At 48.5% G+C, this 25,164-nt stretch carries 23 protein-coding genes; 19 read left to right on the top strand and 4 right to left on the bottom strand.

What is annotated here, in order from left to right; genetic code table 11:
* Window positions 1-26: 26 nt before the first annotated feature.
* Window positions 27-1,250, top strand: coding sequence for an aspartate kinase (locus tag EL143_RS07170; RefSeq protein ID WP_085415606.1), 1,224 nt, complete (start codon window positions 27-29; stop codon window positions 1,248-1,250).
* A gap of 269 nt (window positions 1,251-1,519) precedes the next feature.
* Here EL143_RS07170 and EL143_RS07165 read toward each other — a convergent pair whose 3' ends face one another.
* On the bottom strand, window positions 1,520-2,167 hold the full coding sequence (locus EL143_RS07165) for a fumarylacetoacetate hydrolase family protein (RefSeq protein ID WP_085415607.1): 648 nt from the start codon (window positions 2,165-2,167) through the stop codon (window positions 1,520-1,522).
* Between the two features lie 57 nt (window positions 2,168-2,224).
* Window positions 2,225-3,940, bottom strand: coding sequence for a proline--tRNA ligase (locus tag EL143_RS07160; RefSeq protein WP_085415608.1), 1,716 nt, complete (start codon window positions 3,938-3,940; stop codon window positions 2,225-2,227).
* Between the two features lie 421 nt (window positions 3,941-4,361).
* Here EL143_RS07160 and EL143_RS07155 point away from each other — a divergent pair, with 421 nt between their 5' ends.
* The 4 genes from EL143_RS07155 (at window position 4,362) to xth (ending at window position 7,408) form a co-directional block, all read left to right on the top strand.
* Complete coding sequence (locus tag EL143_RS07155; RefSeq protein ID WP_085415609.1) at window positions 4,362-5,618, top strand: RsmB/NOP family class I SAM-dependent RNA methyltransferase; 1,257 nt, start codon at window positions 4,362-4,364, stop codon at window positions 5,616-5,618.
* Between the two features lie 25 nt (window positions 5,619-5,643).
* Window positions 5,644-5,952, top strand: a complete 309-nt coding sequence (gene grxD / locus EL143_RS07150) for a Grx4 family monothiol glutaredoxin (RefSeq protein WP_085415610.1) — start codon at window positions 5,644-5,646, stop codon at window positions 5,950-5,952.
* A 241-nt stretch (window positions 5,953-6,193) separates the two neighbouring features.
* Window positions 6,194-6,526, top strand: coding sequence for an ArsR/SmtB family transcription factor (locus tag EL143_RS07145; protein ID WP_308021712.1), 333 nt, complete (start codon window positions 6,194-6,196; stop codon window positions 6,524-6,526).
* Window positions 6,527-6,640: 114 nt separating this feature from the next.
* Complete coding sequence (gene xth, locus EL143_RS07140; RefSeq protein ID WP_085415611.1) at window positions 6,641-7,408, top strand: exodeoxyribonuclease III; 768 nt, start codon at window positions 6,641-6,643, stop codon at window positions 7,406-7,408.
* Window positions 7,409-7,585: 177 nt separating this feature from the next.
* Here xth and EL143_RS07135 read toward each other — a convergent pair whose 3' ends face one another.
* On the bottom strand, window positions 7,586-9,364 hold the full coding sequence (locus EL143_RS07135; protein WP_085415612.1) for an extracellular solute-binding protein: 1,779 nt from the start codon (window positions 9,362-9,364) through the stop codon (window positions 7,586-7,588).
* 140 nt (window positions 9,365-9,504) lie between these two features.
* Here EL143_RS07135 and fabI point away from each other — a divergent pair, with 140 nt between their 5' ends.
* Both fabI and mscL read left to right on the top strand, forming a co-directional pair.
* Window positions 9,505-10,287 (top strand): enoyl-ACP reductase FabI, encoded by a 783-nt coding sequence (fabI, locus tag EL143_RS07130; protein WP_085415613.1) that lies wholly within the window; start codon window positions 9,505-9,507, stop codon window positions 10,285-10,287.
* A gap of 288 nt (window positions 10,288-10,575) precedes the next feature.
* On the top strand, window positions 10,576-11,013 hold the full coding sequence (mscL, locus tag EL143_RS07125) for a large-conductance mechanosensitive channel protein MscL (protein ID WP_085415614.1): 438 nt from the start codon (window positions 10,576-10,578) through the stop codon (window positions 11,011-11,013).
* A 75-nt stretch (window positions 11,014-11,088) separates the two neighbouring features.
* On the opposite strand, the gene hslO is transcribed toward mscL, so the two are convergent.
* Window positions 11,089-12,003 (bottom strand): Hsp33 family molecular chaperone HslO, encoded by a 915-nt coding sequence (hslO, locus tag EL143_RS07120; RefSeq protein WP_085415615.1) that lies wholly within the window; start codon window positions 12,001-12,003, stop codon window positions 11,089-11,091.
* 288 nt (window positions 12,004-12,291) lie between these two features.
* Here hslO and EL143_RS07115 point away from each other — a divergent pair, with 288 nt between their 5' ends.
* From EL143_RS07115 to EL143_RS07060, 12 genes are all read left to right on the top strand, one after another.
* Entirely contained in the window at window positions 12,292-13,134 is an 843-nt protein-coding gene (locus EL143_RS07115; protein ID WP_085415616.1) for a class II glutamine amidotransferase, read from the top strand.
* Between the two features lie 213 nt (window positions 13,135-13,347).
* A complete protein-coding gene (locus EL143_RS07110) occupies window positions 13,348-13,935 on the top strand; it encodes a cytochrome C (protein WP_126326676.1) in 588 nt (195 codons plus the stop codon).
* A gap of 101 nt (window positions 13,936-14,036) precedes the next feature.
* Window positions 14,037-15,143 carry a bifunctional diaminohydroxyphosphoribosylaminopyrimidine deaminase/5-amino-6-(5-phosphoribosylamino)uracil reductase RibD gene (gene ribD, locus EL143_RS07105; RefSeq protein WP_085415618.1) on the top strand — a complete coding sequence of 369 codons (1,107 nt, stop codon included), beginning with the start codon at window positions 14,037-14,039 and terminating at the stop codon, window positions 15,141-15,143.
* 171 nt (window positions 15,144-15,314) lie between these two features.
* Complete coding sequence (rfbB, locus tag EL143_RS07100; protein WP_085415619.1) at window positions 15,315-16,400, top strand: dTDP-glucose 4,6-dehydratase; 1,086 nt, start codon at window positions 15,315-15,317, stop codon at window positions 16,398-16,400.
* Window positions 16,401-16,417: 17 nt separating this feature from the next.
* Window positions 16,418-17,290: a glucose-1-phosphate thymidylyltransferase RfbA gene (rfbA, locus tag EL143_RS07095; RefSeq protein ID WP_085415620.1), complete on the top strand. Its 873-nt coding sequence runs from the start codon at window positions 16,418-16,420 to the stop codon at window positions 17,288-17,290.
* A 67-nt stretch (window positions 17,291-17,357) separates the two neighbouring features.
* Window positions 17,358-17,903, top strand: coding sequence for a dTDP-4-dehydrorhamnose 3,5-epimerase (gene rfbC / locus EL143_RS07090; protein ID WP_085415621.1), 546 nt, complete (start codon window positions 17,358-17,360; stop codon window positions 17,901-17,903).
* 100 nt (window positions 17,904-18,003) lie between these two features.
* Window positions 18,004-19,281: a Vi polysaccharide biosynthesis UDP-N-acetylglucosamine C-6 dehydrogenase TviB gene (tviB, locus tag EL143_RS07085; RefSeq protein ID WP_126326674.1), complete on the top strand. Its 1,278-nt coding sequence runs from the start codon at window positions 18,004-18,006 to the stop codon at window positions 19,279-19,281.
* Window positions 19,282-19,308: 27 nt separating this feature from the next.
* Window positions 19,309-20,334, top strand: coding sequence for an NAD-dependent epimerase/dehydratase family protein (locus EL143_RS07080; RefSeq protein WP_085415623.1), 1,026 nt, complete (start codon window positions 19,309-19,311; stop codon window positions 20,332-20,334).
* A 283-nt stretch (window positions 20,335-20,617) separates the two neighbouring features.
* Window positions 20,618-21,925, top strand: coding sequence for a flippase (locus tag EL143_RS07075; protein WP_126326672.1), 1,308 nt, complete (start codon window positions 20,618-20,620; stop codon window positions 21,923-21,925).
* Window positions 21,922-23,118, top strand: coding sequence for a hypothetical protein (locus EL143_RS07070; protein ID WP_085415624.1), 1,197 nt, complete (start codon window positions 21,922-21,924; stop codon window positions 23,116-23,118). The genes EL143_RS07075 and EL143_RS07070 overlap by 4 nt, the downstream gene beginning before the upstream one ends.
* A gap of 22 nt (window positions 23,119-23,140) precedes the next feature.
* Window positions 23,141-24,088 carry a glycosyltransferase family 2 protein gene (locus EL143_RS07065; protein ID WP_085415625.1) on the top strand — a complete coding sequence of 316 codons (948 nt, stop codon included), beginning with the start codon at window positions 23,141-23,143 and terminating at the stop codon, window positions 24,086-24,088.
* Window positions 24,085-25,146 (top strand): glycosyltransferase family 4 protein, encoded by a 1,062-nt coding sequence (locus EL143_RS07060; RefSeq protein WP_085415626.1) that lies wholly within the window; start codon window positions 24,085-24,087, stop codon window positions 25,144-25,146. The genes EL143_RS07065 and EL143_RS07060 overlap by 4 nt, the downstream gene beginning before the upstream one ends.
* The last annotated feature ends 18 nt before the right edge of the window (window positions 25,147-25,164 follow it).

The raw sequence follows: 25,164 nt of genomic DNA, 5'->3' as shown, positions 1-25,164 counted from the left end.
AAAAATCCGATCAAGAAAGCAGCAAAATGGCGTTAATCGTACAAAAATACGGCGGCACCTCAGTGGGCTCTACCGACCGTATCAAAAACGTAGCAAAGCGCGTGGCCAAAGCCCGCGCAGAAGGGCATGATGTTGTCGTTGTCGTTTCCGCAATGAGCGGCGAAACCAACCGCTTGGTTGCACTTGCCCACGAAATGCAGGAATTTCCCGATCCCCGCGAATTGGATGTGATTCTGGCCACCGGCGAGCAAGTAACCATCGGCCTTTTGGCTATGGCGCTGAAAAACATCGGCGTGGAAGCCAGAAGCTACACCGGCTGGCAGGTTGCCGTGAAAACCGATTCCGCACACACCAAAGCCCGTATCGACCATATCGATGACGAAAACATCTGCGCCGACCTAAAACAAGGCAAAGTCGTTATCGTGGCCGGCTTCCAAGGCGTAACCGCCGACGGCGACATCTCAACTTTAGGCCGCGGCGGCTCCGACACTTCAGCCGTGGCCTTAGCCGCAGCCTTGAAAGCCGACGAATGCCAAATCTACACCGACGTAGACGGCGTATACACCACCGACCCGCGCGTAGTGCCCGAAGCGCGCCGCATGAGCACCATTTCCTTCGAAGAAATGCTGGAGCTTGCAAGCTTGGGCTCGAAAGTTCTACAAATCCGCTCAGTGGAATTCGCCGGCAAATACAAAGTACGCCTGCGCGTATTAAGCAGCCTGCAAGACGGAGGCGAAGGCACTTTAATCACCTTTGAAGAGGACGAAAACATGGAAAAAGCCGCCGTACAAGGCATTGCATTCGATAAAAACCAAGCCCGCATCAACGTGCGCGGCGTACCCGACAAACCCGGCATTGCCTACCAAATCCTCGGCACCGTGGCCGATGCCAATATCGAAGTCGACATGATTATTCAGAATGTTGGCGACGAAGGCACCACCGATTTCTCGTTCACCGTGCCGCGCGGCGACTACAAACCCACTTTGGAGCTTATGAACGGCTTGAAAGAAAGCTTGGGCGCTGCCGAAATCGACGGCGACGACGGCGTGTGCAAAGTTTCCATCGTCGGCTTAGGCATGCGCTCACACGCAGGTGTAGCGGCAAAAATGTTCCGCACTCTGGCCGAAGAAGGCATCAACATCCAAATGATCTCCACTTCCGAAATCAAAGTTTCCGTGTTGCTCGATGAAAAATACATGGAACTTGCCACCCGCGTGTTGCACAAAGCATTTGAGCTGGATAAAGCATAATCCGCACCAATCAGCAAAATGCCTGTCTGAAAATTTTTTCAGACAGGCATTGTTTATCAAGATATTGCAAATAACTTTGTTTTGGCCATGGTCATATCTTCGTCATACTCGGGCTTGAGCCGAGTATCTTGAGTTTTGAGTAACCTGATAGAGATACTCGGGTCAAGCCCGAGTATGACGGGCGTGCTAATTTTTAAATTTTTTGCCGTAACGCGTGCATCAAAACACCTATCTGAAACCTTTTCAGACAGGCATTGCCGACACCCCGCTCAAGCCACATCAAATTCGGCCTGCACCACACCGGCCAAATCCAATGCCAATTTATCGCCCGAATGCAGCTCGCCTACGCCAGCAGGCGTGCCGGTAAACACCACATCGCCCGCTTTCAGGCCGTAGCTGTCGGCCAATTCCCGCAAAATAGCGGCAATCGGGTAAATCATATGCGAAGTTTGGCCGCGCTGGCGCGTTTCGCCGTTCACTTTGAAAGTAAACACACAATCTTGCGCATCCGGCAGCTTTTCCGCCGCGATAAAATCCGACACACAAGCCGCGCCGCGGAAGCCTTTAGCTTTGGTCCACGGCAGCCCCTTTTCTTTTAAACGGCTTTGCACGTCGCGCGCCGTCAAATCCAATCCCACACCATAGCCCGCAACCATGCCGCTTAAATCACCCTGCACGCCATCCGAATCTCTGCCGATCAGCAGAACCAATTCGCATTCATAATGCACCGAGCCGCTGTATTCAGGCAGGCATATGGTGCCGCCGTTGTGCAGAATGCTGTTGTTCGGTTTCATAAACACCACCGGTTCAGTGGGCGTTTCGTTTTTCAATTCGGCAATATGGTCGACATAATTGCGGCCGATGCAGTAAATATTGTTTACAGCGGCAGCTTTTTGCTCCATTTTCACTTCAATCACAGTGTTCTCCTATCAATAATAAAACCGTTTGAACCAAGTCCAAACGGTTTCTACGCTTTATTTTTGCAGCCCGGCGGCAACCTTTTCCACCACCGCATCCACCGCCACGCTCTGCGCTTCGCTGTCGGTGCGTTTGGCGTATTCGACCACGCCTTTTTTCAAACCCCGGTCGCCGATGACAATGCGGTGCGGAATGCCCAAAAGCTCGGAATCGTTCAGCAGCACGCCGGCGCGCTCGTCGCGGTCGTCCAACAGCACATCCACGCCTTTTGCCAACAACTCGGCATAGAGTTTGTCGGCAACTTCGCGCACGGCATCGGATTTTTTGTAATTCATCGGCACAACCACCACTTCAAACGGCGCCATCGCATCCGTCCAGATGATGCCGCGCTCGTCGTTGTTTTGTTCGATGGCAGCGGCAACAATGCGGGTTACGCCGATACCGTAGCAACCCATTTCCATAATTTGCGATTTACCGTTGTTATCGAGGAAGCCGGCATTCATGGCTTGCGAATATTTGTCGCGCAGCTGGAACACATGCCCCACTTCGATACCGCGCGCCAGCTTCAGGCAGCCTTTTCCGTCGGGACTGGGGTCGCCTTCAACCACATTGCGTAAATCGACAAACTCAGGTTCGGGGCAGTCGCGACCGAAGTTGAAGCCGGTGTAGTGGTAGCCGTCTTCATTGGCACCGATTACGATGTCGGCCAGTTTTTCAACCGCAAAATCGGCATACACTTTGCCTTTGAAGCCGACAGGTCCGAGCGAGCCGCCGTTGGCGCCGAAGCCTGTCTGAATCGCTGCGGGCGTTGCCATGGTTAAAGGAGATTTAACACCGGTGAGTTTTTCGGCTTTGATGTCGTTGAATTCGTGATCGCCGCGCAACAGCAGCAACACCAATTCGCCTTCTTCTTCGCCTTCCACCACAATGGATTTGAGCGTTTTTTCAACCGGCACACTCAAAAACGCCACCAAGTCGGCAATGGTTTTCACATCCGGAGTGTGTACTTTAGTGAGCGTTTCGGTTGCGGGGGCACGTTCGCCCTGTTGCCGCAGGGTCGGCGCCAGCTCTACGTTGGCAGCGAAATCGGATGTGTCGCTATACGCAATCACGTCTTCTCCGCTTTCGGCCAACACTTGGAATTCGTGCGAGCCGGTGCCGCCGATGCTGCCCGTATCTGCGGCTACGGGGCGGTAGTTCAAGCCCAAACGGTTGAAAATGCGGCAATAAGCGTCATACATCGGCTGGTAGCCGTCGCGCACCAGCGATTCGTAATCGGCATGGAAAGAATACGCATCTTTCATCACAAATTCACGCGCACGCATCACACCGAAACGGGGGCGCACTTCGTCGCGGAATTTGGTGTTGATGTGGTAGAAATTTTTCGGAAGCTGCTTATAGCTGGTGATTTCTTTGCGAACAATATCGGTAATCACCTCTTCACAAGTGGGGCCCAAGCAGAAATCGCGCTCGTGGCGGTCTTTCAGGCGCAGCAATTCTTTGCCGTAAAATTCCCAACGGCCGCTTTCTTCCCACAGCTCGGCAGGCTGCACCACAGGCATCAGTAACTCCACCGCACCGGCGCGGTTCATTTCTTCGCGCACGATGTTTTCAACTTTGCGCAACACGCGCAAACCCATAGGCATCCATGTGTACAAACCCGAAGCGTTGGCTTTGATCAAACCGGCGCGCAGCATTAATTTGTGGCTGGCAAGTGCGGCTTCGGCAGGGGCTTCTTTTAATGTGGAAATGAAAAATTGGCTGGCTTTCATGGCTCGGTTTCATGGTTGGAAGTTACTCAAGACACGAGATTGTACCGCAAACAGGGCGCTATCGTGTATCCTAAAAACATTCATTCCTTCCGGTGTTGCAAACCGCATAAAACAACCGATGCCTGTCTGAAACATCTATTTGAGACTAATTTTCAGAAAGTCTTTTCAAATCAAATACGAATAAATAACCACATGATTTAAAAAGAATTATTTTGCACACTTTTTAATCAGAAATGAAACAATGCTTGCCCCGGCAAGCCTTTTTCAGCTTATTCACGCCTTATCCGCACACTTATCCACATAAAATGTGTATGACTTATCATTCCACGCTTTTCAGACAGGCATCATAAGCGCCCGAATCATCACACGGATTATTCCGCTATAATCCGCACATCCCAACCATGATTACCTATTATCCGCAATGACACCTGCACAACTCGACCACACAGCCGCCGTTTTAAGCGACATATTAGCATTTAAACAACCCGCCGATTCCGTACTCGCAGCTTATTTCCGCGAGCACAGAAAACTCGGCAGGCAAGACCGCCATGAAATCGCCGAAACGGTGTTTGCAACATTGCGCCACTATCAAAAAATCCAAACCGTCATGTCCAAGCCGCGCAACAAACCGCGCCAAGCAGCTTTGGCCGCTTTGATATTCGGACGGGGAGCCGATGCAGCTTTCATTCAAAGCTTGGCAAAGCCGGAAGAAGCCGAGAGCCTGAAAGCCCTGTTTACCGGCTCGAAAGAACACTTTACCGCGTTACACGCAGCCGCCGAACTGCCTGAATGGTTGGTTGAAATCGCGCAGAAACATTACAGCGAAGGAGACATTCTGCAATTCGGACGCAGCGTCAACCGGCCTGCCCCGCTGGACATCCGAGTGAACACCTTAAAAGGCAAGCGGGATAAAGTTTTGGCGCAACTGCAAGCTGAAGGCTTTGCCGCCGAAGCCACGCCTTTCTCACCCTGGGGCATCCGCTTTCAAGACAAACCCTCGCTGAACCGGCATCCGCTGTTTCTTGACGGCACGCTGGAAATCCAGGACGAAGGCAGCCAGCTGCTGGCTTTGTTGCTCGGCGCCAAGCGCGGGGAAATCGTGGCGGACTTCTGCGCCGGTGCGGGCGGCAAAACGTTGGCCATCGCCGCCATGATGGCCAACCAAGGCCGCATCTACGCTTTCGACATCGCAGAAAAACGCCTGGCCAACCTCAAACCCCGCTCGACGCGCGCAGGTGTTGCCAATATCCATGCCGAGCGCATCAGCAGCGAAGCAGATACGCGTATCGCACGCCTTTACGGCAAAGCCGACCGTGTATTGGTTGATGCCCCCTGCTCCGGCTTGGGCACTCTGCGCCGCAATCCCGACTTGAAATACCGCCAATCGCCCGAAACTTTAGCTTCGCTGCAAACGCAGCAAGCCACTATTTTGGCCGAAGCCGCCAAACTGGTCAGCGCAAAAGGCCGCTTGGTTTATGCCACTTGCAGCATCTTGCCCGAAGAAAACGAAATGCAGGTGCGGCATTTTTTGGATAACCATCCCGGATGGCATACGGTTGATTGCGCCGGCCTGCTAAGTAACTATAAAATTCCGCTCGATACAGGTGTATACTTGCGCCTGAACACGGAACAACACCAAACCGACGGCTTTTTCGCCGCCGTGTTGGAACGAAATTAACCAACTGTTTTAGGAATCCATCAAGATGAGTATTCAAGACCAAATTAAAGAAGTGGTTACCACACACCGAGTTGTGCTGTTTATGAAAGGCACCAAACAATTTCCGCAATGCGGCTTTTCTTCCCGCGCCGTGCAATTGCTGCAAGCCGCCGGCTGCAACGATTTTGTAACGGTAAACGTGTTGGAAAACGACGAAGTGCGTCAAGGCATCAAAGAATACAGCAACTGGCCGACCATCCCGCAGCTTTATGTAAACGGCGAATTTCTGGGCGGCTCCGACATCATGATGGAAATGTATGAAGCGGGCGAACTGCAAGAAGCATTGAAAGCCTGATTGAGCCGGCAACCAAACAAATGCCTGTCTGAAAATATTTTTCAGACAGGCATTTGTTTTTTAAAGCACTAACCGCCGGCTTTTTCTTATAAAGACTCCTTGGTAGAAAAGTTAAATCAATATGAATAACTCCATAAACCTATAAACAAGAATTAACTTCATTCATATTCATAATATTGATATAAATCCTTAAATATCAAAGCACTTGCAGCTCTTTACATAACTATCTAAAATACTTTCCATGAAGACAATAACATCACAAACCGCTAACGAAATGATGGAGCATGCCGAGCGTGCGTCCTCTTTGCTAAAGCTGATTTCCCATCCCCACAGATTGATGATTTTGTGTCTGCTGGCGCAGAGCGAACGCAATGTTACGGAAATCGTTAATGTGGTCGGCATCAACCAAACCGCCGTATCCAACCATCTGGCAAAACTGCGTGCAAAAGGTGTGGTCGATTACACCCGCTACCACCGGATTCTGCAATACCGCATCACCTCGCCGGAAATCTTCAACCTGCTCGAAGCGATGTGCCGGGTTTATTGCACAACGGATCACGAAGCCAAGCAATAAGCCGTTTCCGGCGCCGAACCGTTACTTTGCTGCGTTAAACCGGCCAGGTAATGGGTTCGGCGGTTTAGTTTTTTGCTACAATCCCACTTTTCCTACCAACCCGATCCGTTTGCTATGAAAATCGCCACTTGGAACGTCAACTCCCTCAAAGTCCGCCTGCCGCAAGTGCAGGAATGGCTTCAGCAGCACCAGCCCGACATATTGGTTTTGCAGGAACTCAAGCTCGACCACGACCAATTTCCCGCCGCTGTTTTTCAGATGCAGGGCTATCATGTTGCTTGGAGCGGGCAGAAAACCTATAACGGCGTGGCCATCATCAGCAAACACGAAATCACTGAAGTAAGCACCTGCCTGCCTTTGCTGCCGGATGATCCGCAAAAACGCGTCATTGCAGCCACGGTTAACGGCGTCCGCATCATTGATGTGTACTGCGTTAACGGCGAAGCGCTCGACAGCCCGAAATTCGAATATAAGCGCGAATGGTTTGCCGCTTTAAATACCTTTGTAAAAGAAGAACTTGCCTGCCATAAAAAGCTGGTGTTGCTGGGCGATTTCAATATCGCGCCGGCAGATTTGGATTGTTATGACCCTGAAAAATGGCATGAAAAAATCCATTGCTCCAGCGCCGAACGCACTTGGTTCCAAGCTTTGCTGGATTTAGGTTTGCACGACAGCCTGCGCCATATCCACCCCGATGCGGTGATGTACACTTGGTGGGATTACCGCGGCGCCATGTTCCGCCGCAAGCAGGGCTTGCGCATCGACCATATTCTCGTCAGCGCTGCAATGCGTGATGCCCTGCATGCGGTTTCGGTGGATACGGAAGCCCGCGGTTGGGAACGCCCGAGCGACCACGCGCCGGTGCTTGCAGAATTTCACTAGCCGCCAAACACACAAATGCCTGTCTGAAAGCTTGCATCGCTTGTTTTCAGACAGGCATTTTCAAACTTATAGTCAATCTACTTACATAATAACGATACCGTCATACCCTGGCTTGACCCGAGTATGACGAGCGTACTATTTTTAAGCTAATCCACTATAATATTTTGATTAAACCGGTTATTTTTTAACCCACCAAGTTTCCAAAGCCCATGTGGTCGCATCGTAATATTTGGGCAGCCGCTCCGGCATGGCGAGCGTGTTGCGGTAGATCACACGTTTTTTAGCCGAATACCAGTTGGGCACCACCAAATATTGCCAGCGCAACACCCGGTCGAGCGCACGGGCGCTCGCCACCAAATCCGCTCGGCTTGTGAAGCTGCTGAAGCGTTTGAGCAGCGCTTCTACCGCTTCGTCGCACAAACCGGCATAGTTGCGCTCTCCCGGTGTTTTCGCGGCTTGGCAGCTGTGATATGAAAACTGCTCGTTGCCCGGGCTTTCACTGTTGGCATAGGTGGTCATGATAATGTCGTAATCAAAATTTTTGATCCTGCGCTGGTAAAGCGCCGTATCCGCCAAGCGGATATTCAGCGAAATGCCGATTTTGGCTAAATCCCGCTGCCATTTCACTGCGGTTTTTTCAAATGATTTATGGCTGGCCAGATATTCTATCTGCACCGGCTTGCCGTCTTTGCCGACCAGCAAACCGTCCCGGTAACGGTAGCCGGCAGCCAGCAGTAAAGCCCTCGCCTGCAGCAAATTCGGGCGGATACCTGTCTGAATATCGGTTTTCGGAGGCTGCGGCACATCGTGTTTAAACACCGCTTCGGGCAGTTTGCCGCTCAAAGGTTTCAGAATTTCCAGCTCCGCGCCTTCGGGTTTGCCGGTTGCCGCCATTTCGCTGTTGGTAAAAAAGCTGTTGCTGCGGGTATAAGTGCCGTAAAACAGGCGCTGATTAATGCTTTCGAAATCAAAACTCAACACCAGCGCGCGCCGCACGCGGATGTCTTTGAAAAAACCGCGCCGCTGGTTCATCACAAAAGCCTGCATACCTGCGGTGTTGCTGTGCGGCCATTCGCGTTTTTCCAAAGCACGTTTTTGCAATATCGTATCGGGATAGGCTCTCGCCCAGTTTCTCGCCGTATATTCTTCCGTAAAATCATAGCGTCCGCCCTTGATGCCCTCTATGCGTACAGCATTGTCGCGGTAATAGAGAAAACGCACGGTATCAAAGTTGAACATCCCTTTGCGTGCCGGCAGATTCTGCGCCCAATATCCTTTATCGCGTTTGAACTCAATGCTGCGCCCGCTCTCGCTTTTGCCCAGCCTGTAAGGGCCGGAACCGATGGGCGGCGTGTTTGTTGCAGCAGCCAAACCTTTCGGATAGCTTTTGTGGGAAAACACGGGCAATTGGCCGAGCGTGAGGTGCAACTCGGCATTGCGCTGCTTGAGCCGGAAGCGTACGGTGCGCGCATCCAATTCGTCCACTCCTGCAACGTCCGGCCAGTATAAGCGGTACATCGGTTGCGCCGCTTCGTCTTTGGTCAGCAGCTCGAAAGAGGTTTTCACATCTTTTGCCAACACCGGATCGCCGTTATGGAAACGCGCTTTCGGGTTGAGTTTGAATATAACGGAAAGCCCGTCCGGCGCAAGCTCCGCCGATTCGGCCAAAAGGCCGTACATCGCAAAAGGCTCGTCCTGCCCCTGCACCATCAGTTGGTCAACGGTCAATATGCCGATACCGGATGCCGCTTCACCCTTCAGCGTAAACGGATTCAATGTGTCGAAGCCGCCCAATGCAGGCAGCACCAATGTTCCGCCCTTGGGTGCATCGGGATTCACATAACTGAAATGTTTGAAATCGGGCGGATAAAGCAAAGGCGCACCCAAGCTGAAACCGTGTGCGGCATAAAGCGCGGGAGAAAGCAGGCATAAAGCGGCGGCAAAGAGTTTCTTCATATCAAAACACCGGGGTTTCCATAACAGGCATTGTAACCTGAAACCGCCGCTATCGATAAAGCATATATCTTTGCAGGGTTTTTCCAAAGTCCGCTATAATGCCCCTTAATCGCGACTGTGAAACAAACTAAGGAAAAAACATGGGTTTCTTACAAGGTAAAAAAATTCTCATCACCGGTATGATTTCCGAGCGCTCGATTGCGTACGGCATCGCCAAAGCCTGCCGCGACCAAGGTGCCGAGCTGGCGTTTACTTATGTGGTAGACAAATTGGAAGACCGTGTGCGCAAAATGGCTGCCGAACTGGGCTCAGAGCTGGTGTTCCGTTGCGACGTGCAAAGCGATACCGAAATCGAACAGCTTTTTGCTGATTTAGGTAAATCATGGGACGGCTTGGACGGTTTGGTACACGCCATTGCCTTCGCGCCGCGCGAGTCGCTCAACGGCGATTTTCTGGAAAGCATCAGCCGCGAGGCATTTAACGTGGCACACGATGTATCTGCATACAGCCTGCCCGCACTGGTAAAAGCAGCGCGCCCGATGATGAAAGGCCGCAATGCCGCCGTGGTTGCACTCTCTTACTTGGGCGCCGTACGCGCCATCCCGAATTACAACGTAATGGGCTTGGCCAAAGCCAGCTTGGAAGCAGCCATCCGCTTCACCGCGTCATCCGTGGGCCGCGACGGCATCCGCTGTAACGGCATTTCGGCAGGCCCTATCAAAACTTTGGCTGCTTCCGGCATTGCCGATTTCGGCAAACTGCTGAACCATGTTGCCGAACAAAACCCGCTTGGCCGCAATGTAACCATTGAAGAAGTAGGCAATGCTGCAGCTTTCCTGCTTTCTGACCTTGCTTCGGGCATTACCGGCGAAATCACTTATGTTGACGGCGGCTACAGTATCAATGCTTTAAGTGAAGTATAATCAACCCATTATGGCTTATTACATAAGCATTTAATAGAGAACGGCCGATGTTTATCGACATGGGCCGTAAATTTATCTGAACTTAAAGTGATTTTATCTTTCTTATATTAAGTAAAGCGAACCGCTTAACGGAAAATCAAACCATGCATTTAATAAACGGCCGCATTTCTTATCTTTATCATAAAATGCCGCCCTCATTTTATATCCGGTATTTAAGATGTATCGCTTTTCTTTATGTGAACCCTCTTAAACTGTTTGAATCTTTACTTAACTTTAAAGGAATTAGAAATGTCTTTAGCACAAGATTTTAAAGCGTTTATCATGCGTGGTAATGTGGTCGATTTGGCCGTGGGTATGGTTGTGGGTACCGCATTCAGCGGTATCGTTAAATCATTGGTAGATGATGTGATTATGCCGCCTATCGGTTTATTGATCGGCGGCGTTGACTTTTCAGACCTGTTTATCACGTTGAAAGACGGCGCAAACGCCCCTGCCGAAGGCTATGCTTCTTTGGCTGCAGCACAAGCCGCCGGTGCCGTTACCCTTAACGTCGGCACATTCCTGAACACCGTTATCAGCTTCCTGATTATCTCTGCGGCCATTTTCATGGTTATCCGCGCCCTGAGCAAACTGCAAAAACAAGCACCTGTTGAAGAAGAAGCGCCTGCCGCACCTTCCGAAGAAGTGTTGTTGTTGCGCGAAATCCGCGACTCTTTGAAAAAATAATGCCTATCCGGCATTCAAATAATCAAATGCCTGTCTGAAAATTTTTCAGACAGGCATTGTGTTATCCAAACACGCTTACTGCAAAAGCTGCTGCTCTTCCTGCACAGCAGCAACCACATCCGCATCAAACAATAAATTAATATCTGCTTCATCAAACACATATTTCTCATTGCAGAAGTCGCAATCGATTTCCACGCTGCCCTGCTCGGCCACAATCTGCCCCACCTCCTGCCCGCCGAGCAACAGCAACATGTCGCTTACCTTGCCGCGCGAACATGTGCAGGCAAATTCAAGCGCGTCCGGCTCAAACATGCGCGGCGGCGTTTCGTGAAACAAACGGTAAAGCACATGTTGGGCATCCAAATCCACCAGCTCCTGCGGCGTAACCGTATCGGCAATCGTGGTCAAATGTGCCCAGGCATCTTCATCCTGCTCTTGCTCCGGCAAACGCTGGAGCAATAAACCGCCCACACTCTCTTCGTTTGCGGCAAGCGTGATGTGCGTTTCCAGCTGTTCGGAACGGCGCATATAAGCCATAAGCATTTCCGCAACACTGCCGCCTTCCAAAGGCACCACGCCTTGCCAGGGCTCTCCGTCTTTCGGCTGCAGGGTAATCACAAACACACCCTGCTCTCCCAACAAACCGCTCAAAGTTTCCTCTTCTCCGATTTCGGACGACTCGTCCCAGCGAGCGGTTGCGCGGCAGGTTTGGTCTGAAGTCGCCTCCACCACCAGCATTTTCAATCTGCCCTGTCCCTGTACTTGCAAAATCAGCGTACCGGCTGTTTTCAAGTCGGCAGAAAGCAGCACCCCTGCCGCCAGCAGTTCGCCTAATGCTCGGCGGATGGCTTCGGGGTAGGTTTTGCGTCCGACAATATGCTGCCAAACTTCCTGTAAACGCACATGCAAACCGCGCACCGGCATATTGTCAAAAATAAAGCGGTTGCGGCTGTTATCCTGCAACACGGTAGTTAAATTATTAGAAGTCATAACATTCTTTCCGCATCAAATTCATTAACCGCAATATGGATACAGAAATGTTAAAATCAAGCCCGCCTAATGCCTGTCTGAACGTTTTCAGACAGGCATACGCCGCTCTACAAGCCCCGCCGTTAGTGATAGACTTATACAGCTGATAAACCTAACTTGCCATGGCCTGCCGAACCTTAGCTTTAATGTCAAAAAACGACTGCAAAAACCCTGCCGATTGGTATCAAAAATAAGTTTATTGGTTACAACACATTGAAAATACTACCCGCAACCGCAAAGGATAAAACCATGTGCCAGCTCTTGGGCATGAATTGCAACACTCCTACCGACATCATTTTTTCTTTTGAAGGCTTCCGTTTGCGCGGTGGCCTGACCGACCACCATGCAGACGGCTTCGGCATCGGCTTTTTCGAGCAGAAAGGCATCCGGCTGTTTCACGACGACAAACCCAGCGCCGATTCGCCCGTTGCCGACTTGGTCAACACCTACCAAATCAAATCCGAAAACGTTATCGCCCACATCCGCAAAGCCACACAAGGCAAAACATCGCTGGCCAACACACATCCGTTTGTACGCGAAATGTGGGGCGAATACTGGCTGTTTGCCCATAACGGCAACCTGATGAATTTCAAACCCTCACAAGGCCAATACTACCGCCCCGTCGGCACAACCGATTCAGAAGCCGCTTTCTGCTATATCTTGGAAGAATTACGCCGGCGTTTCGATAAAAAACCCGACCTCAAAACCTTAGCCGACGCGGTACAGGAGCTGGCCGCACGCATCCGCACCCACGGCCTGTTCAACTTCATCATGTCAAACGGCGACATCATGTTTGCCCACGCCAGCACCCTGCTCTACTACATCATCCGCAAAGCCCCTTTCGGCGAGGCCCGTTTGCTGGACGACGATGTGGCCGTCGATTTCGCATCCGTTACCACGCCAAACGACAAAGTTGCCGTTATCGCCACCTTACCGCTCACGCAAAACGAAACTTGGCAACAGTTTGCTTGCGACGAATTAATCGTATTCCAGCAAGGCGATATCGCCTTACGCAACAAGCCCGAAAAACCGCGCTACCTTTCCCAAGAAGAAGGTTTGGCCATTGCCCGCGCAGCAGGTGTTGTCGCATAAATGCACACATTGCCCGACACGCGCCCGTGTGCAGCAATATCAATGGAAACATAGCAAAACCAAGCCTCCCCACACATTAATGCCTGTCTGAAACACAATTCCCGAAACCTATCGGCATTCATTGTAATGGCCGGTAAATTTTCAGCCATTCTGAGTTTTGCTATACTTCAAACCATCAAAATTATTTCCAACATAAACATAACGGATAAAAACATGAAGAAAACAGCTTTTCTAGGCTTAGCAGCCTCTATCCTATTGTTAAGTGCCTGCAACGGGCAATCTGAAACATCCGTTTCTCCCGAAGCCGCCTCTTCTGCCGCTTCTGCCATCAACGACGCCGCCTCCGTACCCCAAAGCGCCGTGCAGACATTAACCAGCAAAGACGGTAAACTCAGCATCATTATCGAAAACAGCAGCTTTGCAGACATTTCCAAAGAAGCCCGCCAGCTTCCGCCCGGAGTAAACACTGCCGACTTAACCCTCATGCAGCATGATGATGCACAAAACATCACCTTATACGCCACCAATCTCGGCAAACCGCAGAAGCCGGCAAACGAATATTTTGCCAACCTGAAAAAGCACATTGAAGCGGATAAAAGCCTTAAAGACGTGAAAATCGGCGTTTCCACCGAAAACCGCATGGATTACCACTATTCCCAAACCAGCGGCGATGAAACACTAAACGAGACCTGCGTATCCGTTTATTCTACAGAAGGCCTCTACAATATTTGCGCATACAGCCCGAGTGCAACTTCGCAGCAGCTAGACAGCGTTTTGAAAAACATCAAACTCAAGCATTAACCAGCTATTCGGACAATGCCTGCCTGAAAATCTGAAAAATAATTACACACAAACCAAAGGCGTATTTTACAATACGCCTTTGTTCTTAATATTTATTCCACATGTTCAGCAACACCGATATCCGCATGATGCAGTCCGCATTAACCCTTGCCTGGGAAGGCCGGTTTTCCACCAGCCCCAATCCGCGCGTCGGCTGCGTCATCGCGCATGGCGACCAAATCGTCGGACAAGGCTTTCACATTCAGGCAGGCGGCCCGCACGCCGAAGTACACGCCCTCAACCAAGCCGGCCCGCTCGCCCGAGACGCTACTGCCTACGTTACCCTGGAGCCGTGCAGCCATTACGGTCGCACTCCTCCGTGCGCAGAAGCCCTGATAAAAGCCGGCGTCAAACGGGTAGTGGCCGCCATGACCGACCCCAATCCGCTGGTTGCAGGAAAAGGCTTGTCTCTGCTGGCTCAAGCCGGTATCGAAACACAAAGCGGCTTGCTGGAGCAAGAAGCACGCGCACTCAACCGCGGCTTCCTATCCCGCATCGAACGCGGCAAACCCTTCATCCGCCTGAAATGCGCCGCCAGCCTAGACGGCAAAACGGCTTTGAGCAACGGTTTGAGTCAATGGATAACCGGAGAAGCCGCACGGGCAGACGTACAGATTTTGCGTGCAGAAAGTTGTGCCGTGCTCACCGGTATCGGGACCGTTTTGGCCGACAATCCTCGTTTAAACGTTCGCGCCTTCCCCACTTTGCGCCAACCCACGCGCATCATTCTCGACAGCAAGCTGCAAACCCCATCCGATTCTTCGGTTGTCCGGGATTGCGGCAGCCGAACCATTATCTGCACTACAGTTTCCAATACCCAAAAGCATACACCGTATCTCCGTCATCGGAACATTTCCGTGTTATGCCTGTCTGAAAAAAACGGCCATGTGGATTTGCATGAAATGATGCGGCAGTTAGCCCAACAAGGAATCGGGGAAGTTTTGGTGGAAGCAGGCGCCAAGCTGAATGCCGCATTCATAGAAACCGGTTTGGTGGATGAAATAGTGCTCTATCAATCCGCCAAAATATTAGGCAACAATGCAAAAGGGCTGTTTATGTTGCCGGAAAACAACCAAGCCTTAAACCAAATGCCCGACTTTTTCCCCGTGTCGGCAGAGATACTGGGAAATGACATAAAAATAACCCTACATAACAAAAAGTTCCCTTAAAAACAATCGACTATATCGCTTATCATAATTCATGCTGTTTTGCGATTCTTTTAACAAAAATTAATCCAAACGGCCTACAATCACTCCGAGATAAAATTATTCTGTTATTAATTTTAAATGACGAATAATTCATTACCCCTAATTTTATTTTCAAATTCAGGTTAAAAAATCATGCAGAAAAACACCGTATTCGTCACTGGCGGCGCAGGTTTTATCGGCTCCGCCGTAATCCGCCATTTAATCAACAACACCGACGCAACGGTGGTAAACATCGACAAACTCACTTATGCCGGCAACCTTCACTCACTGGAAAGCATTGCCGACAATCCCCGTTATATCTTTTCCCAAACCGATATTTGCGACCGCGAAGCAATCGACAAACTATTTGCGCAATACCAGCCTCGCGGGATTATGCACTTGGCTGCAGAAAGCCATGTAGACCGCTCTATCGACGGCCCGGCTGCTTTTATCGAAACCAATATCGTCGGCACTTACACCCTGCTTGAAGCCGCACGCCAATATTGGAACACGCTCTCCCAAGAAAACAAAGCCGTTTTCCGTTTCCACCATATATCTACCGATGAAGTATACGGCGACCTGCACGGCACAGACGACTTGTTCACAGAAACCACGCCTTATGCCCCCAGCAGCCCCTATTCTGCCAGTAAAGCATCCAGCGACCATTTGGTACGCGCGTGGAACCGAACCTACGGCCTGCCTGTTGTGCTGACAAACTGTTCAAACAACTACGGCCCGTTCCACTTTCCGGAAAAACTGATTCCCTTGATGATCCTCAACTGCCTGGCCGGCAAACCATTGCCCGTTTACGGCGAAGGCAACCAAATCCGCGATTGGCTGTTTGTAGAAGATCACGCGCGCGCCCTGTGGAAAGTATTTACTGAAGCAGCCGACGCAGAAACCTATAATATCGGCGGACACAACGAGCGTAAAAACATTGATGTTGTCAAAACCATTTGCAGCATCTTGGATGAATTGCGCCCAACCGCACAAAACCCGAACACACCCAACATCACATCATATCAAGAACTCATCACCCACGTTACCGACCGTCCGGGTCACGACCACCGCTACGCCATTGATGCGGCGAAAATCGGCCGTGATTTGGGCTGGAAGCCTCAAGAGACTTTCGAAACCGGCATCCGCAAAACCGTTGAATGGTATTTGAATAATCAGGCATGGTGGCAAGCCGTATTAGACGGCAACTACCAAGGTGAACGCTTGGGTTTAAAAAACTAAAATAACTGGAGAAATTTATGAAAGGCATCGTTTTAGCCGGTGGCTCTGGAACCCGTCTTTACCCAATCACTCGCGGCGTTTCAAAACAATTACTGCCAATTTATGACAAACCAATGGTATATTACCCGATTTCCGTGCTGATGCTGGCCGGAATTCGCGATATATTGATTATTTCAACCCCCGAAGATATGTCGGGCTACCAACGCCTTTTGGGTGACGGATCCGACTTCGGCATCAATATCAGCTATGCCATCCAACCCAGCCCCGACGGCTTGGCACAGGCATTCCTGATTGGTGACGAATTCATCGGCGACGACAGCGCCTGTCTGATTTTGGGCGACAACATCTATTTCGGCGAAAGCTTCGGCCGCAAACTGGAATTGGCTGCTTCCCGCCCCAAAGGCGCCACAGTGTTCGGTTATCAGGTAGCCGACCCCGAACGCTTCGGCGTGGTGGAGTTCGATAAAGACAACAAAGTGTTGTCTATCGTGGAAAAACCTGAAAAACCGAAATCCAACTATGCCGTTACCGGCCTGTACTTCTATGACAACAGCGTTGTTGAAAAAGCGAAGCGTGTCAAACCGTCTGCCCGCGGCGAATTAGAGATCACCAGCATCAACCAAATGTATCTGGAAGAAGGCACATTGAATGTTGAGCTGCTTGGTCGCGGCTTCGCTTGGTTGGACACAGGCACGCACGACAGCTTAATGGAAGCCGGCCACTTCGTTCAAACCATCGAAAGCCGCCAAGGCTTGAAAGTGGCCTGTTTGGAAGAAATTGCTTTCAATAAAGGCTGGTTAAACAAAGATGAGCTGGCAGAGAAAATCAAACCTCTTGCCAAAACAGGCTACGGCCAATACCTGCAACGCCTGCTGGAAACTTCTAAATAAAACTTTTTCAGACAGGCATCGCAAGCAGATATATGGCTAATGCCTGTCTGAAAACATGGAATAGACAATGCAAGTTATCGATACAAAAATTAAAGACGTCAAAATCATTCAGCCCAAAGTGTTCGGCGACGAGCGCGGATTTTTCTTGGAAACTTTCGAAAAAAACCGTTATCGCGAAATGCTCGGCATCGATTTAGATTTTGTACAAGACAACCACTCACGTTCGCAAAAAGGCGTTTTACGCGGCCTGCATTTCCAAACCGTTAACCCTCAAGGCAAACTGGTTCGCTGCGTGCGCGGCGAAGTATTTGATGTTGCCGTGGATATCCGCCCGGATTCACCCACCTACGGCCAATGGGAAGGTGTGATTTTAAACGAGGACAACAAAACCCAGTTTTGGGTTCCGCCGGGCTTGGCTCATGGATTCGTTGTGTTAAGCGATATTGCCGATTTCGAATACAAATGCACCGATTATTACAACCCGCAAGCCGAAGCCAGCTTGATGTGGAATGACCCGACGGTAGGCATCGAATGGCCGATTAACAATCCGCTTTTATCAGCCAAAGACCAACAAGGCAAATCTTTGCAAGAGTTGCGTGAATTATACAAATAACAGCCCCGCACCATACTTCAAGCCTGATGCCTGTCTGAAAACTAAAAAATTAAAGCATCACGAAAAATTTCATTATTACAACTTTTAGAGATACAAAATTATGATGACTCCAGAGCAAATCAATTTGGCCATTATCGGCTTGGGTTATGTAGGCCTGCCCCTTGCCGTAGAATTTGGTAAAAAACGTCCGGTAGTAGGGTTCGATATCAACCATGCCCGTATTGAAGCCTTAAAACAAGGGCACGATGCCACATTGGAAGTGGATGATGATGAACTCGCAAGCGCCAAACACCTGAGCTATTCGGCCGATTTGGAAGACTTGAAAAAATGCAATGTGTTTATCGTAACCGTGCCCACACCAATTGACGAACACAACCAACCCGATCTCACACCTCTGGTTAAAGCCTCTGAAACCATTGGCAAAGTATTGAAAAAAGGCGACATCGTTATTTACGAATCCACCGTTTATCCCGGTGCAACCGAAGAAGACTGTGTGCCTGTATTGGAAAAATTCTCTGGCTTGAAATTCAATCAAGATTTTTACGCAGGTTACAGCCCCGAGCGCATTAATCCGGGCGACAAAGAACACCGCGTCAGCACCATCAAAAAAATTACTTCCGGCTCAACCCCTGAAGTTGCCGATGTTGTTGATGCTCTGTACAACGAAATCATCGTTGTCGGCACCCACAAAGCCACTAGCATCAAAGTAGCCGAAGCAGCCAAAGTGATTGAAAACACCCAACGTGACCTGAATATCGCGTTGATCAACGAATTGGCCGTGATTTTCAACAAAATGGGCATTGACACAGAAGCCGTATTGAAAGCTGCCGGCACAAAATGGAATTTCCTGCCCTTCCGTCCCGGTTTGGTCGGCGGTCACTGCATCGGTGTTGACCCTTACTACCTCACCCATAAAGCGCAAAGCATCGGATACCATCCCGAAATCATTTTGGCCGGCCGCCGCCTGAACGACAACATGGCAGGCTATGTTGCTTCCCAATTGGTTAAAGCCCTGCTGAAAAAACGCGTACAGGTCGAAGGCGCTAAAATCTTACTTATGGGCTTAACCTTCAAAGAAAACTGCCCGGATTTGCGCAATACCAAAGTCGTGGACATCATCAAAGAGCTTAAAGAATACAACATTACCGTTGATGTTTACGATCCGTGGATTGACCATGCCGAAGCACAACACGAATACGGCCTCACGCCGATTTCCAGCTTGGAAGAAGGTCAGTATGACGGCATTATTTTAGCCGTGGCGCACAAACAGTTTAAAGAAATGGGTATTGAAGCCATCCGCAAACTGGCTAAAAAAGAACATGTTATTTATGATTTGAAATACCTGTTTACCGCAGAAGAAACCGACTTGCGTCTTTAATCTCTACACATACGGAATATCCGCATAATGAATAAGTATGAACAAATCCAACAGGAGCTTAAGCAATCGCCGAAAAAATGGCTGGTCACAGGAGTGGCCGGCTTTATCGGTTCCAATCTGCTCGAAACCCTGTTAACACTCGATCAAACCGTGGTGGGTTTGGATAATTTTGCTACCGGCCACCAACATAATTTAGATGAAGTGCAACGTACCGTTACGCCTGAGCAATGGGCACGCTTCACCTTTATTAAGGGCGACATCCGCGACTTGGAAACCTGCCACCAAGTTTGCAAAGGCATTGATTATGTATTGCATCAAGCCGCTTTAGGTTCGGTTCCGCGATCAATTAACGATCCGATTACGTCAAACAGCGCCAATATCGACGGTTTTCTCAATATGCTGGTTGCCGCACGCGACGCCGAAGTAAAAAGCTTTGTGTACGCAGCCAGCAGCTCCACTTACGGCGACCATCCCGGTTTGCCCAAAGTGGAACACACGATTGGCAAACCTTTATCTCCATACGCCGTAACCAAATATGTAAACGAACTGTATGCTGATGTGTTTGCCCGTGCTTACGGTTTCACATGTATCGGTTTGCGTTATTTCAACGTGTTCGGTAAACGCCAAGATCCGAATGGTGCTTATGCTGCGGTGATTCCCAAATGGACTTCGGCAATGATTAAAAACGAAGATCTGTTTATCAATGGCGATGGCGAGACCAGTCGCGACTTCTGTTTCATCGAAAATACGGTACAAGCCAATATTTTGGCGGCTACTACCGATAATGCAGATGCCCGCAACCAAGTGTATAACGTGGCTGTCGGTGGCCGCACGACGTTGAACCAACTGTTTAACTACATCCGAAGCAGCTTGGCCGACAACGACATCCAATATACAAAAGATGCCATCTACCGCGATTTCCGCGCAGGTGATGTACGCCATTCACAAGCCGATATCGGCAAAGCGCAAAATCTGCTTGGTTATGAGCCGCAATTCACCATCGAACAAGGTATCAAGAAAGCCATGCCTTGGTACAAAGGCTTTTTAAAATAACCAAAACAAGCCTTAAAAGTATTTTCAGACAGGCATTGATGCCTGTCTGAAAATAAAGGTTTAAAACTTAATGTCTACTGAACAGCAACCGGTTTGCAGTTATACATTCTATCTCTACTGCGTGAAACACTATTTCTAGATAAACAGATAAAAATAAAACCCAGCTAATCACCTACACATTTGATTCAGCTTTCCGTTTACCAAATACAGTAACGTCCGAAATCAGGCTGGCATTACATCATCTATAACATAACAGCCTGATTTAATTAAAAGAGAGTACACTTTGAAACTGTCACATATCAGCTGGAACATGGCCGGTTTGGCACTTCCTTTGCTTATCGCCCTGATCTCCATTCCCAAATTGATTGCTAATATCGGCAACGAACGTTTCGGTTTATTAGCATTAGCATGGGCAATGATGACTTATGCCGGCGTTCTCGACTTAGGCATCGGTCGTGCATTAACTCAAATGGTTTCAAAGTTGCGCGGGCAAAAAAAAACCGATCAAGTCCCTGTGGTGCTGGCAACCGCTTCCCGCATAACTATGACTGCCGGCTTGATAGGCAGCGTAGGCATTGTACTTTTTGCACTATTCGGCTGTAGCGGATTAATCAAAACCGAACACATTCCTCAATCTGAAATCCGAAACGCTGTTCTGCTTTTGGCAATTGCCTTGCCAACCCAAGCCATGAGCGCAACCTACCGCGGCATGAACGAAGCCTATATGAATTTCAAAGGCATCAGCATTCTGCGCGTTTTGCTCGGCACCATTAACTTTGCCGGCCCATTAGTGATTTCTTATTTCACCACAGATTTGGCATGGATTATCGCCAGCTTGGTTATCAGCCGCGTCGTATCACTATTGCTTTTCCGCCACTTAGCATTTTCATGCATGAAAAAAAACGAACCCGATTACCATCCCGGCCAATTGGTTTATTCATCCGAAACGGCTAAAACACTGTTTTCTTTTGGCGGATGGGTTACCGTGAGCAGCATTTTGAGCCCCATGATGGTTCAACTGGATCGTTTTATGATAGCGGCATTGCTCTCTGCAGCTGCGGTAACCATATATGTGGTGCCTTTTGAATTGGTTGCTCAAAGCTTGATTTTGGTTACTGCCATTAACTCCGTTATTTTTCCCTCTCTGTCCCGTCTGATGCAGGAACAGCCCGACAATTGGCAAAAGTATTTCAATACATGGTTGTTCCGTGTAGGCGCTTTAATGCTGACTATGTCTTCCGTCTTAGCATTTTTAATGCCATATGTATTAAAATTCTGGCTAAAAGACGAATTCCATCCCGAGTCTGTTTTGGTTGGGCAAATCTTGTGTGTGGGTGTATTCCTCAATTCATTGTCTGCCCTGTTTTATTCCCAACTTCACGCATTAGGCAAAGCCTCAGTAACAGCTAAGTTTCATATGATAGAGTTCCCAATCTATTTTGCATTTCTATACTTTGCGCTACTGAAATTCGGCATCATAGGTGCTGCAATAGCTTGGTCAGCCCGAATGGCTTTGGATTTAAGCCTATTAATGATGGCTTGCAAAAAATCAAGCAGCAAGTCCTCTACAGATAGAACACTTCAGTTATGAATAATTATTTGATTTTTACCCTATTCCTAATAGGAATTATGGCACCGGCTTCAATAGGTGGTGTGATTTCTTCCACCTCCGGGGTAGTCTTGTCTTTTACCAGCCTGATATTTTTATTCATTTTGTTATTTCGGCAAAAAAGAATAGATCTGGTCAATATATTTGTGGGATTAGGGTTTGGTGTTGCAATTGCTGCTTTCACATTCCTTTCCAAATACTATACTTACAAATACGGAAACGGCTTATATTTTATTGTTTTCTTTTTCCTTACTCTAATCAACACCAATCATAATCCGTTAAATTTAAAAGGATATTTGTCAGCCCTTACAATCGGTAATATTTTCTTCTCAGTATTGTCAATCGGTATTATTTTAGAGATTCCGGCCATTACTGAAATCATACGCGAATATTACGCATCCTTTTATGATGATCTGATTCCCAATATGTTGTTTCAGTTAAAACCTGTCACAATTTTTGGCACACACTCGGTTGCAGGCTTCTATAATTTCATATTTGTTTTATTAAACATAATGGCCTTTAAATATACACACCAAAAAAGATTCTTATTGGCTACTTTTCTGTTTTTGATATATCTATTTTTCCTGCAGTCGTCAACATCTTTGGCATTACTGCTCTTTTCATTGATTATTTTGCAATCCGAGTTATACAGATACAACAAGCACTTTGCTTATGTCATATATGGTTTGGAATTACTTGCGCTCGTTGTCATATTACCCTTTGCCAGCGATCTCATCGACTCTGCCATTGATAAAATGTTCTCTGAGAACAATGGCCTAGGCGGAAGGTATGCAGAAGGCGGCAACTTAGCCAATAACTTGGAATACATTTTTAACAACCCTCTGCAAGGCATTGGCTTTGGCTACACCACCGAATATATGTACGGCGACTCCGGTTATCTAGAATATTCTTTGCGTAACTCAATTCTAGGTCCGATTGCAATCGTCTTTGCTTTTTGCAGATTCATATTGCGCAATATAGACAGTAAATATGCCTACTTTTTGATTCTGATTTATCTGATTTTTGAAATAGGCTTCTCCAACCTGATTTACTGGAGAATGACACCGATTACTTTATTTGCTATTGCTTTTTTCAACCAATTGCAAAGACTTGAAGCACAAAAATCAGAACAAGCTGCTCCCGTCATTCATCAAGGCAGACTTGTAACCAATTAAATATTTTGGAACCTACATCACTATGATAGATATTGTTTTTGTTAACTGGAATGCCGGCAGCCTGTTGCGCGATGCGGTTGCCAGCATCATTAAATACCATAACAACTTGGTAGGTACTGTAGCAATTATAGACAATCACTCTTCCGATAACTCAATCGAGCTGGTTGAGCAATTGGGTACGGATTTCCCTTTTAAATTGGAAATCATTAAAAACCAAACTAATAACGGCTTTGGTGCGGCCTGTAACCAAGGTGCTGCTATTTGCAACAGCAAATATATTCTGTTTTTAAATCCGGATGCACAGCTGTTTGAAGATTCGCTCAGAGTGCCATATGAATATATGGAAAGGCCGGAAAATCAAGATGTCGGCATTTGCGGTATTCAATTATTGGAAGAGAACAATCATGTTGCGCGCAGTTGCACTCGTTTCCCTTCTTTTACCACCTTCACAGTGAATGCTTTGGGTTTAAACAAACTTCCTTTCAAGTTTTTTAAATCCCTGCATATGCACATGGGTGATTGGGATCACATGACAACCAGGGAAGTCGATCAAGTGATTGGGGCTTTTTATTTCATGCGCCGCTCTATCTTTGAACAACTCAAAGGCTTCGACGAACGTTTTTTTGTCTATTTCGAGGATTTGGATTTGGCTTACCGCACCAAACAAGCCGGTTATAAAAGCATGTATTTGGCTGATGCGCAGGCTTTTCATGCCGGCGGTGGTACCTCAAGCCAGGTAAAAGCCACACGCTTGTTTTATTCTTTACGCAGCCGCTTGATTTATAGCTTTACCCATATGTCTTTTATCAAAGCTGTCGGCATTACTGCCGTTACATTATTCATAGAGCCTTTCTCACGTTCCGCTTTGGCTCTGCTGAAAGGTTCGGCTGCCGATGTTAAAAACACATGGATCGGTTACGGCATGCTATGGAAAGCCTTACCTGCGGTATTGAAAGGTCAAACCCGATGAGAATCCTGATGCTTACCAAATATGGCCCCAAAGGCGCATCTTCCCGCTTGCGTACCATGCAGTATGTGCCGTGGCTGGAGCAAAGCGGCATTCAATGTGATGTTTTTCCGTTGATCAGCGATGAAGCCTTAACCGCCAAATACAGCAAGCAGTCATACAGCAACAATGAAATGTTTCAAACTTATTGGAACCGTATCCGTTTATTGCTGGCAGCTAAAGACCAATACGATTTGATTTGGATTGAAAAAGAAGCGCTCCCTTGGACACCTGCATGGCTGGAAAAACTTTTATTATCCGGCGTGCCTTATGTATTGGATTATGACGATGCACTCTTTCACAATTACGATATGCACCGCCTACCAATCGTGCGCAAATTGTTCGGCAAACGCTTGGACACCTTAATGGCTTCGGCCAAACTTGTTGTATGCGGCAATCAATATTTGGCCGACAGGGCGCAACAGGCCGGAGCAAAGTGGATGGAAATCATTCCAACAGTAATTGACATCGACCGCTATTTTACCAATAACGAAAAAGTTAATCAGATACCGACTATCGTATGGATTGGTTCTCCTTCAACCGCACAATACGTTAACGATATTGCCCGCCCTTTGTCTGATTTGGCGAAAGAAATTCCTTATAAGTTGCGCATAATCGGCGCAAAATTGAACATACCGGGCGTAGATACCGAATGCCTTGATTGGGCGGAAAATACAGAAGTTCCCTTGGTTGCAGAATGCGATGTAGGCATTATGCCTTTACCCGACACTCCTTGGACCAATGGAAAATGCGGCTACAAACTTATCCAATACATGGCTTGCGGCCTACCGGTAGTCGGATCAGATGTCGGCGCGAATAAAAATATTGTAGAACCTGATGCCAACGGCTTTCTGGTAAGCACTGACTCCGGCTGGTTGGAAGCCCTCAAAACTTTACTGCAAAACCCTGAAATGCGGCAACGCTATGGCGCCCGTGGCCGCCAAGATGCCGAAAATTTATTCTGCATTCAAAAAACCGCTCCGCGCTTATCTGAGCTGCTCCGCAAAGCAGCCACCAGTTGATCCGGCTTTTTCAGACAG

The organism is Neisseria canis, from assembly GCF_900636765.1.
Lineage (GTDB): Bacteria > Pseudomonadota > Gammaproteobacteria > Burkholderiales > Neisseriaceae > Neisseria > Neisseria canis.
The sequence above is the reverse complement of the archived record's forward strand: the minus strand, read 5'-3'. Positions and strand labels throughout refer to the sequence as shown.

Excerpts from the sequence above, each read along its gene's own strand:
- tviB (WP_126326674.1), top strand. The coding sequence starts at position 18,004 with ATGATGACTCCAGAGCAAATCAATTTGGCCATTATCGGCTTGGGTTAT.
- rfbB (WP_085415619.1), top strand. The coding sequence starts at position 15,315 with ATGCAGAAAAACACCGTATTCGTCACTGGCGGCGCAGGTTTTATCGGC.
- EL143_RS07135 (WP_085415612.1), bottom strand. The coding sequence starts at position 9,364 with ATGAAGAAACTCTTTGCCGCCGCTTTATGCCTGCTTTCTCCCGCGCTT.
- EL143_RS07170 (WP_085415606.1), top strand. The coding sequence starts at position 27 with ATGGCGTTAATCGTACAAAAATACGGCGGCACCTCAGTGGGCTCTACC.
- fabI (WP_085415613.1), top strand. The coding sequence starts at position 9,505 with ATGGGTTTCTTACAAGGTAAAAAAATTCTCATCACCGGTATGATTTCC.
- hslO (WP_085415615.1), bottom strand. The coding sequence starts at position 12,003 with ATGACTTCTAATAATTTAACTACCGTGTTGCAGGATAACAGCCGCAAC.
- EL143_RS07060 (WP_085415626.1), top strand. The coding sequence starts at position 24,085 with ATGAGAATCCTGATGCTTACCAAATATGGCCCCAAAGGCGCATCTTCC.
- rfbC (WP_085415621.1), top strand. The coding sequence starts at position 17,358 with ATGCAAGTTATCGATACAAAAATTAAAGACGTCAAAATCATTCAGCCC.
- EL143_RS07115 (WP_085415616.1), top strand. The coding sequence starts at position 12,292 with ATGTGCCAGCTCTTGGGCATGAATTGCAACACTCCTACCGACATCATT.
- EL143_RS07065 (WP_085415625.1), top strand. The coding sequence starts at position 23,141 with ATGATAGATATTGTTTTTGTTAACTGGAATGCCGGCAGCCTGTTGCGC.
- rfbA (WP_085415620.1), top strand. The coding sequence starts at position 16,418 with ATGAAAGGCATCGTTTTAGCCGGTGGCTCTGGAACCCGTCTTTACCCA.
- xth (WP_085415611.1), top strand. The coding sequence starts at position 6,641 with ATGAAAATCGCCACTTGGAACGTCAACTCCCTCAAAGTCCGCCTGCCG.
- EL143_RS07155 (WP_085415609.1), top strand. The coding sequence starts at position 4,362 with ATGACACCTGCACAACTCGACCACACAGCCGCCGTTTTAAGCGACATA.
- EL143_RS07080 (WP_085415623.1), top strand. The coding sequence starts at position 19,309 with ATGAATAAGTATGAACAAATCCAACAGGAGCTTAAGCAATCGCCGAAA.
- EL143_RS07145 (WP_308021712.1), top strand. The coding sequence starts at position 6,194 with ATGAAGACAATAACATCACAAACCGCTAACGAAATGATGGAGCATGCC.
- grxD (WP_085415610.1), top strand. The coding sequence starts at position 5,644 with ATGAGTATTCAAGACCAAATTAAAGAAGTGGTTACCACACACCGAGTT.
- ribD (WP_085415618.1), top strand. The coding sequence starts at position 14,037 with ATGTTCAGCAACACCGATATCCGCATGATGCAGTCCGCATTAACCCTT.
- EL143_RS07160 (WP_085415608.1), bottom strand. The coding sequence starts at position 3,940 with ATGAAAGCCAGCCAATTTTTCATTTCCACATTAAAAGAAGCCCCTGCC.
- EL143_RS07110 (WP_126326676.1), top strand. The coding sequence starts at position 13,348 with ATGAAGAAAACAGCTTTTCTAGGCTTAGCAGCCTCTATCCTATTGTTA.
- EL143_RS07070 (WP_085415624.1), top strand. The coding sequence starts at position 21,922 with ATGAATAATTATTTGATTTTTACCCTATTCCTAATAGGAATTATGGCA.
- mscL (WP_085415614.1), top strand. The coding sequence starts at position 10,576 with ATGTCTTTAGCACAAGATTTTAAAGCGTTTATCATGCGTGGTAATGTG.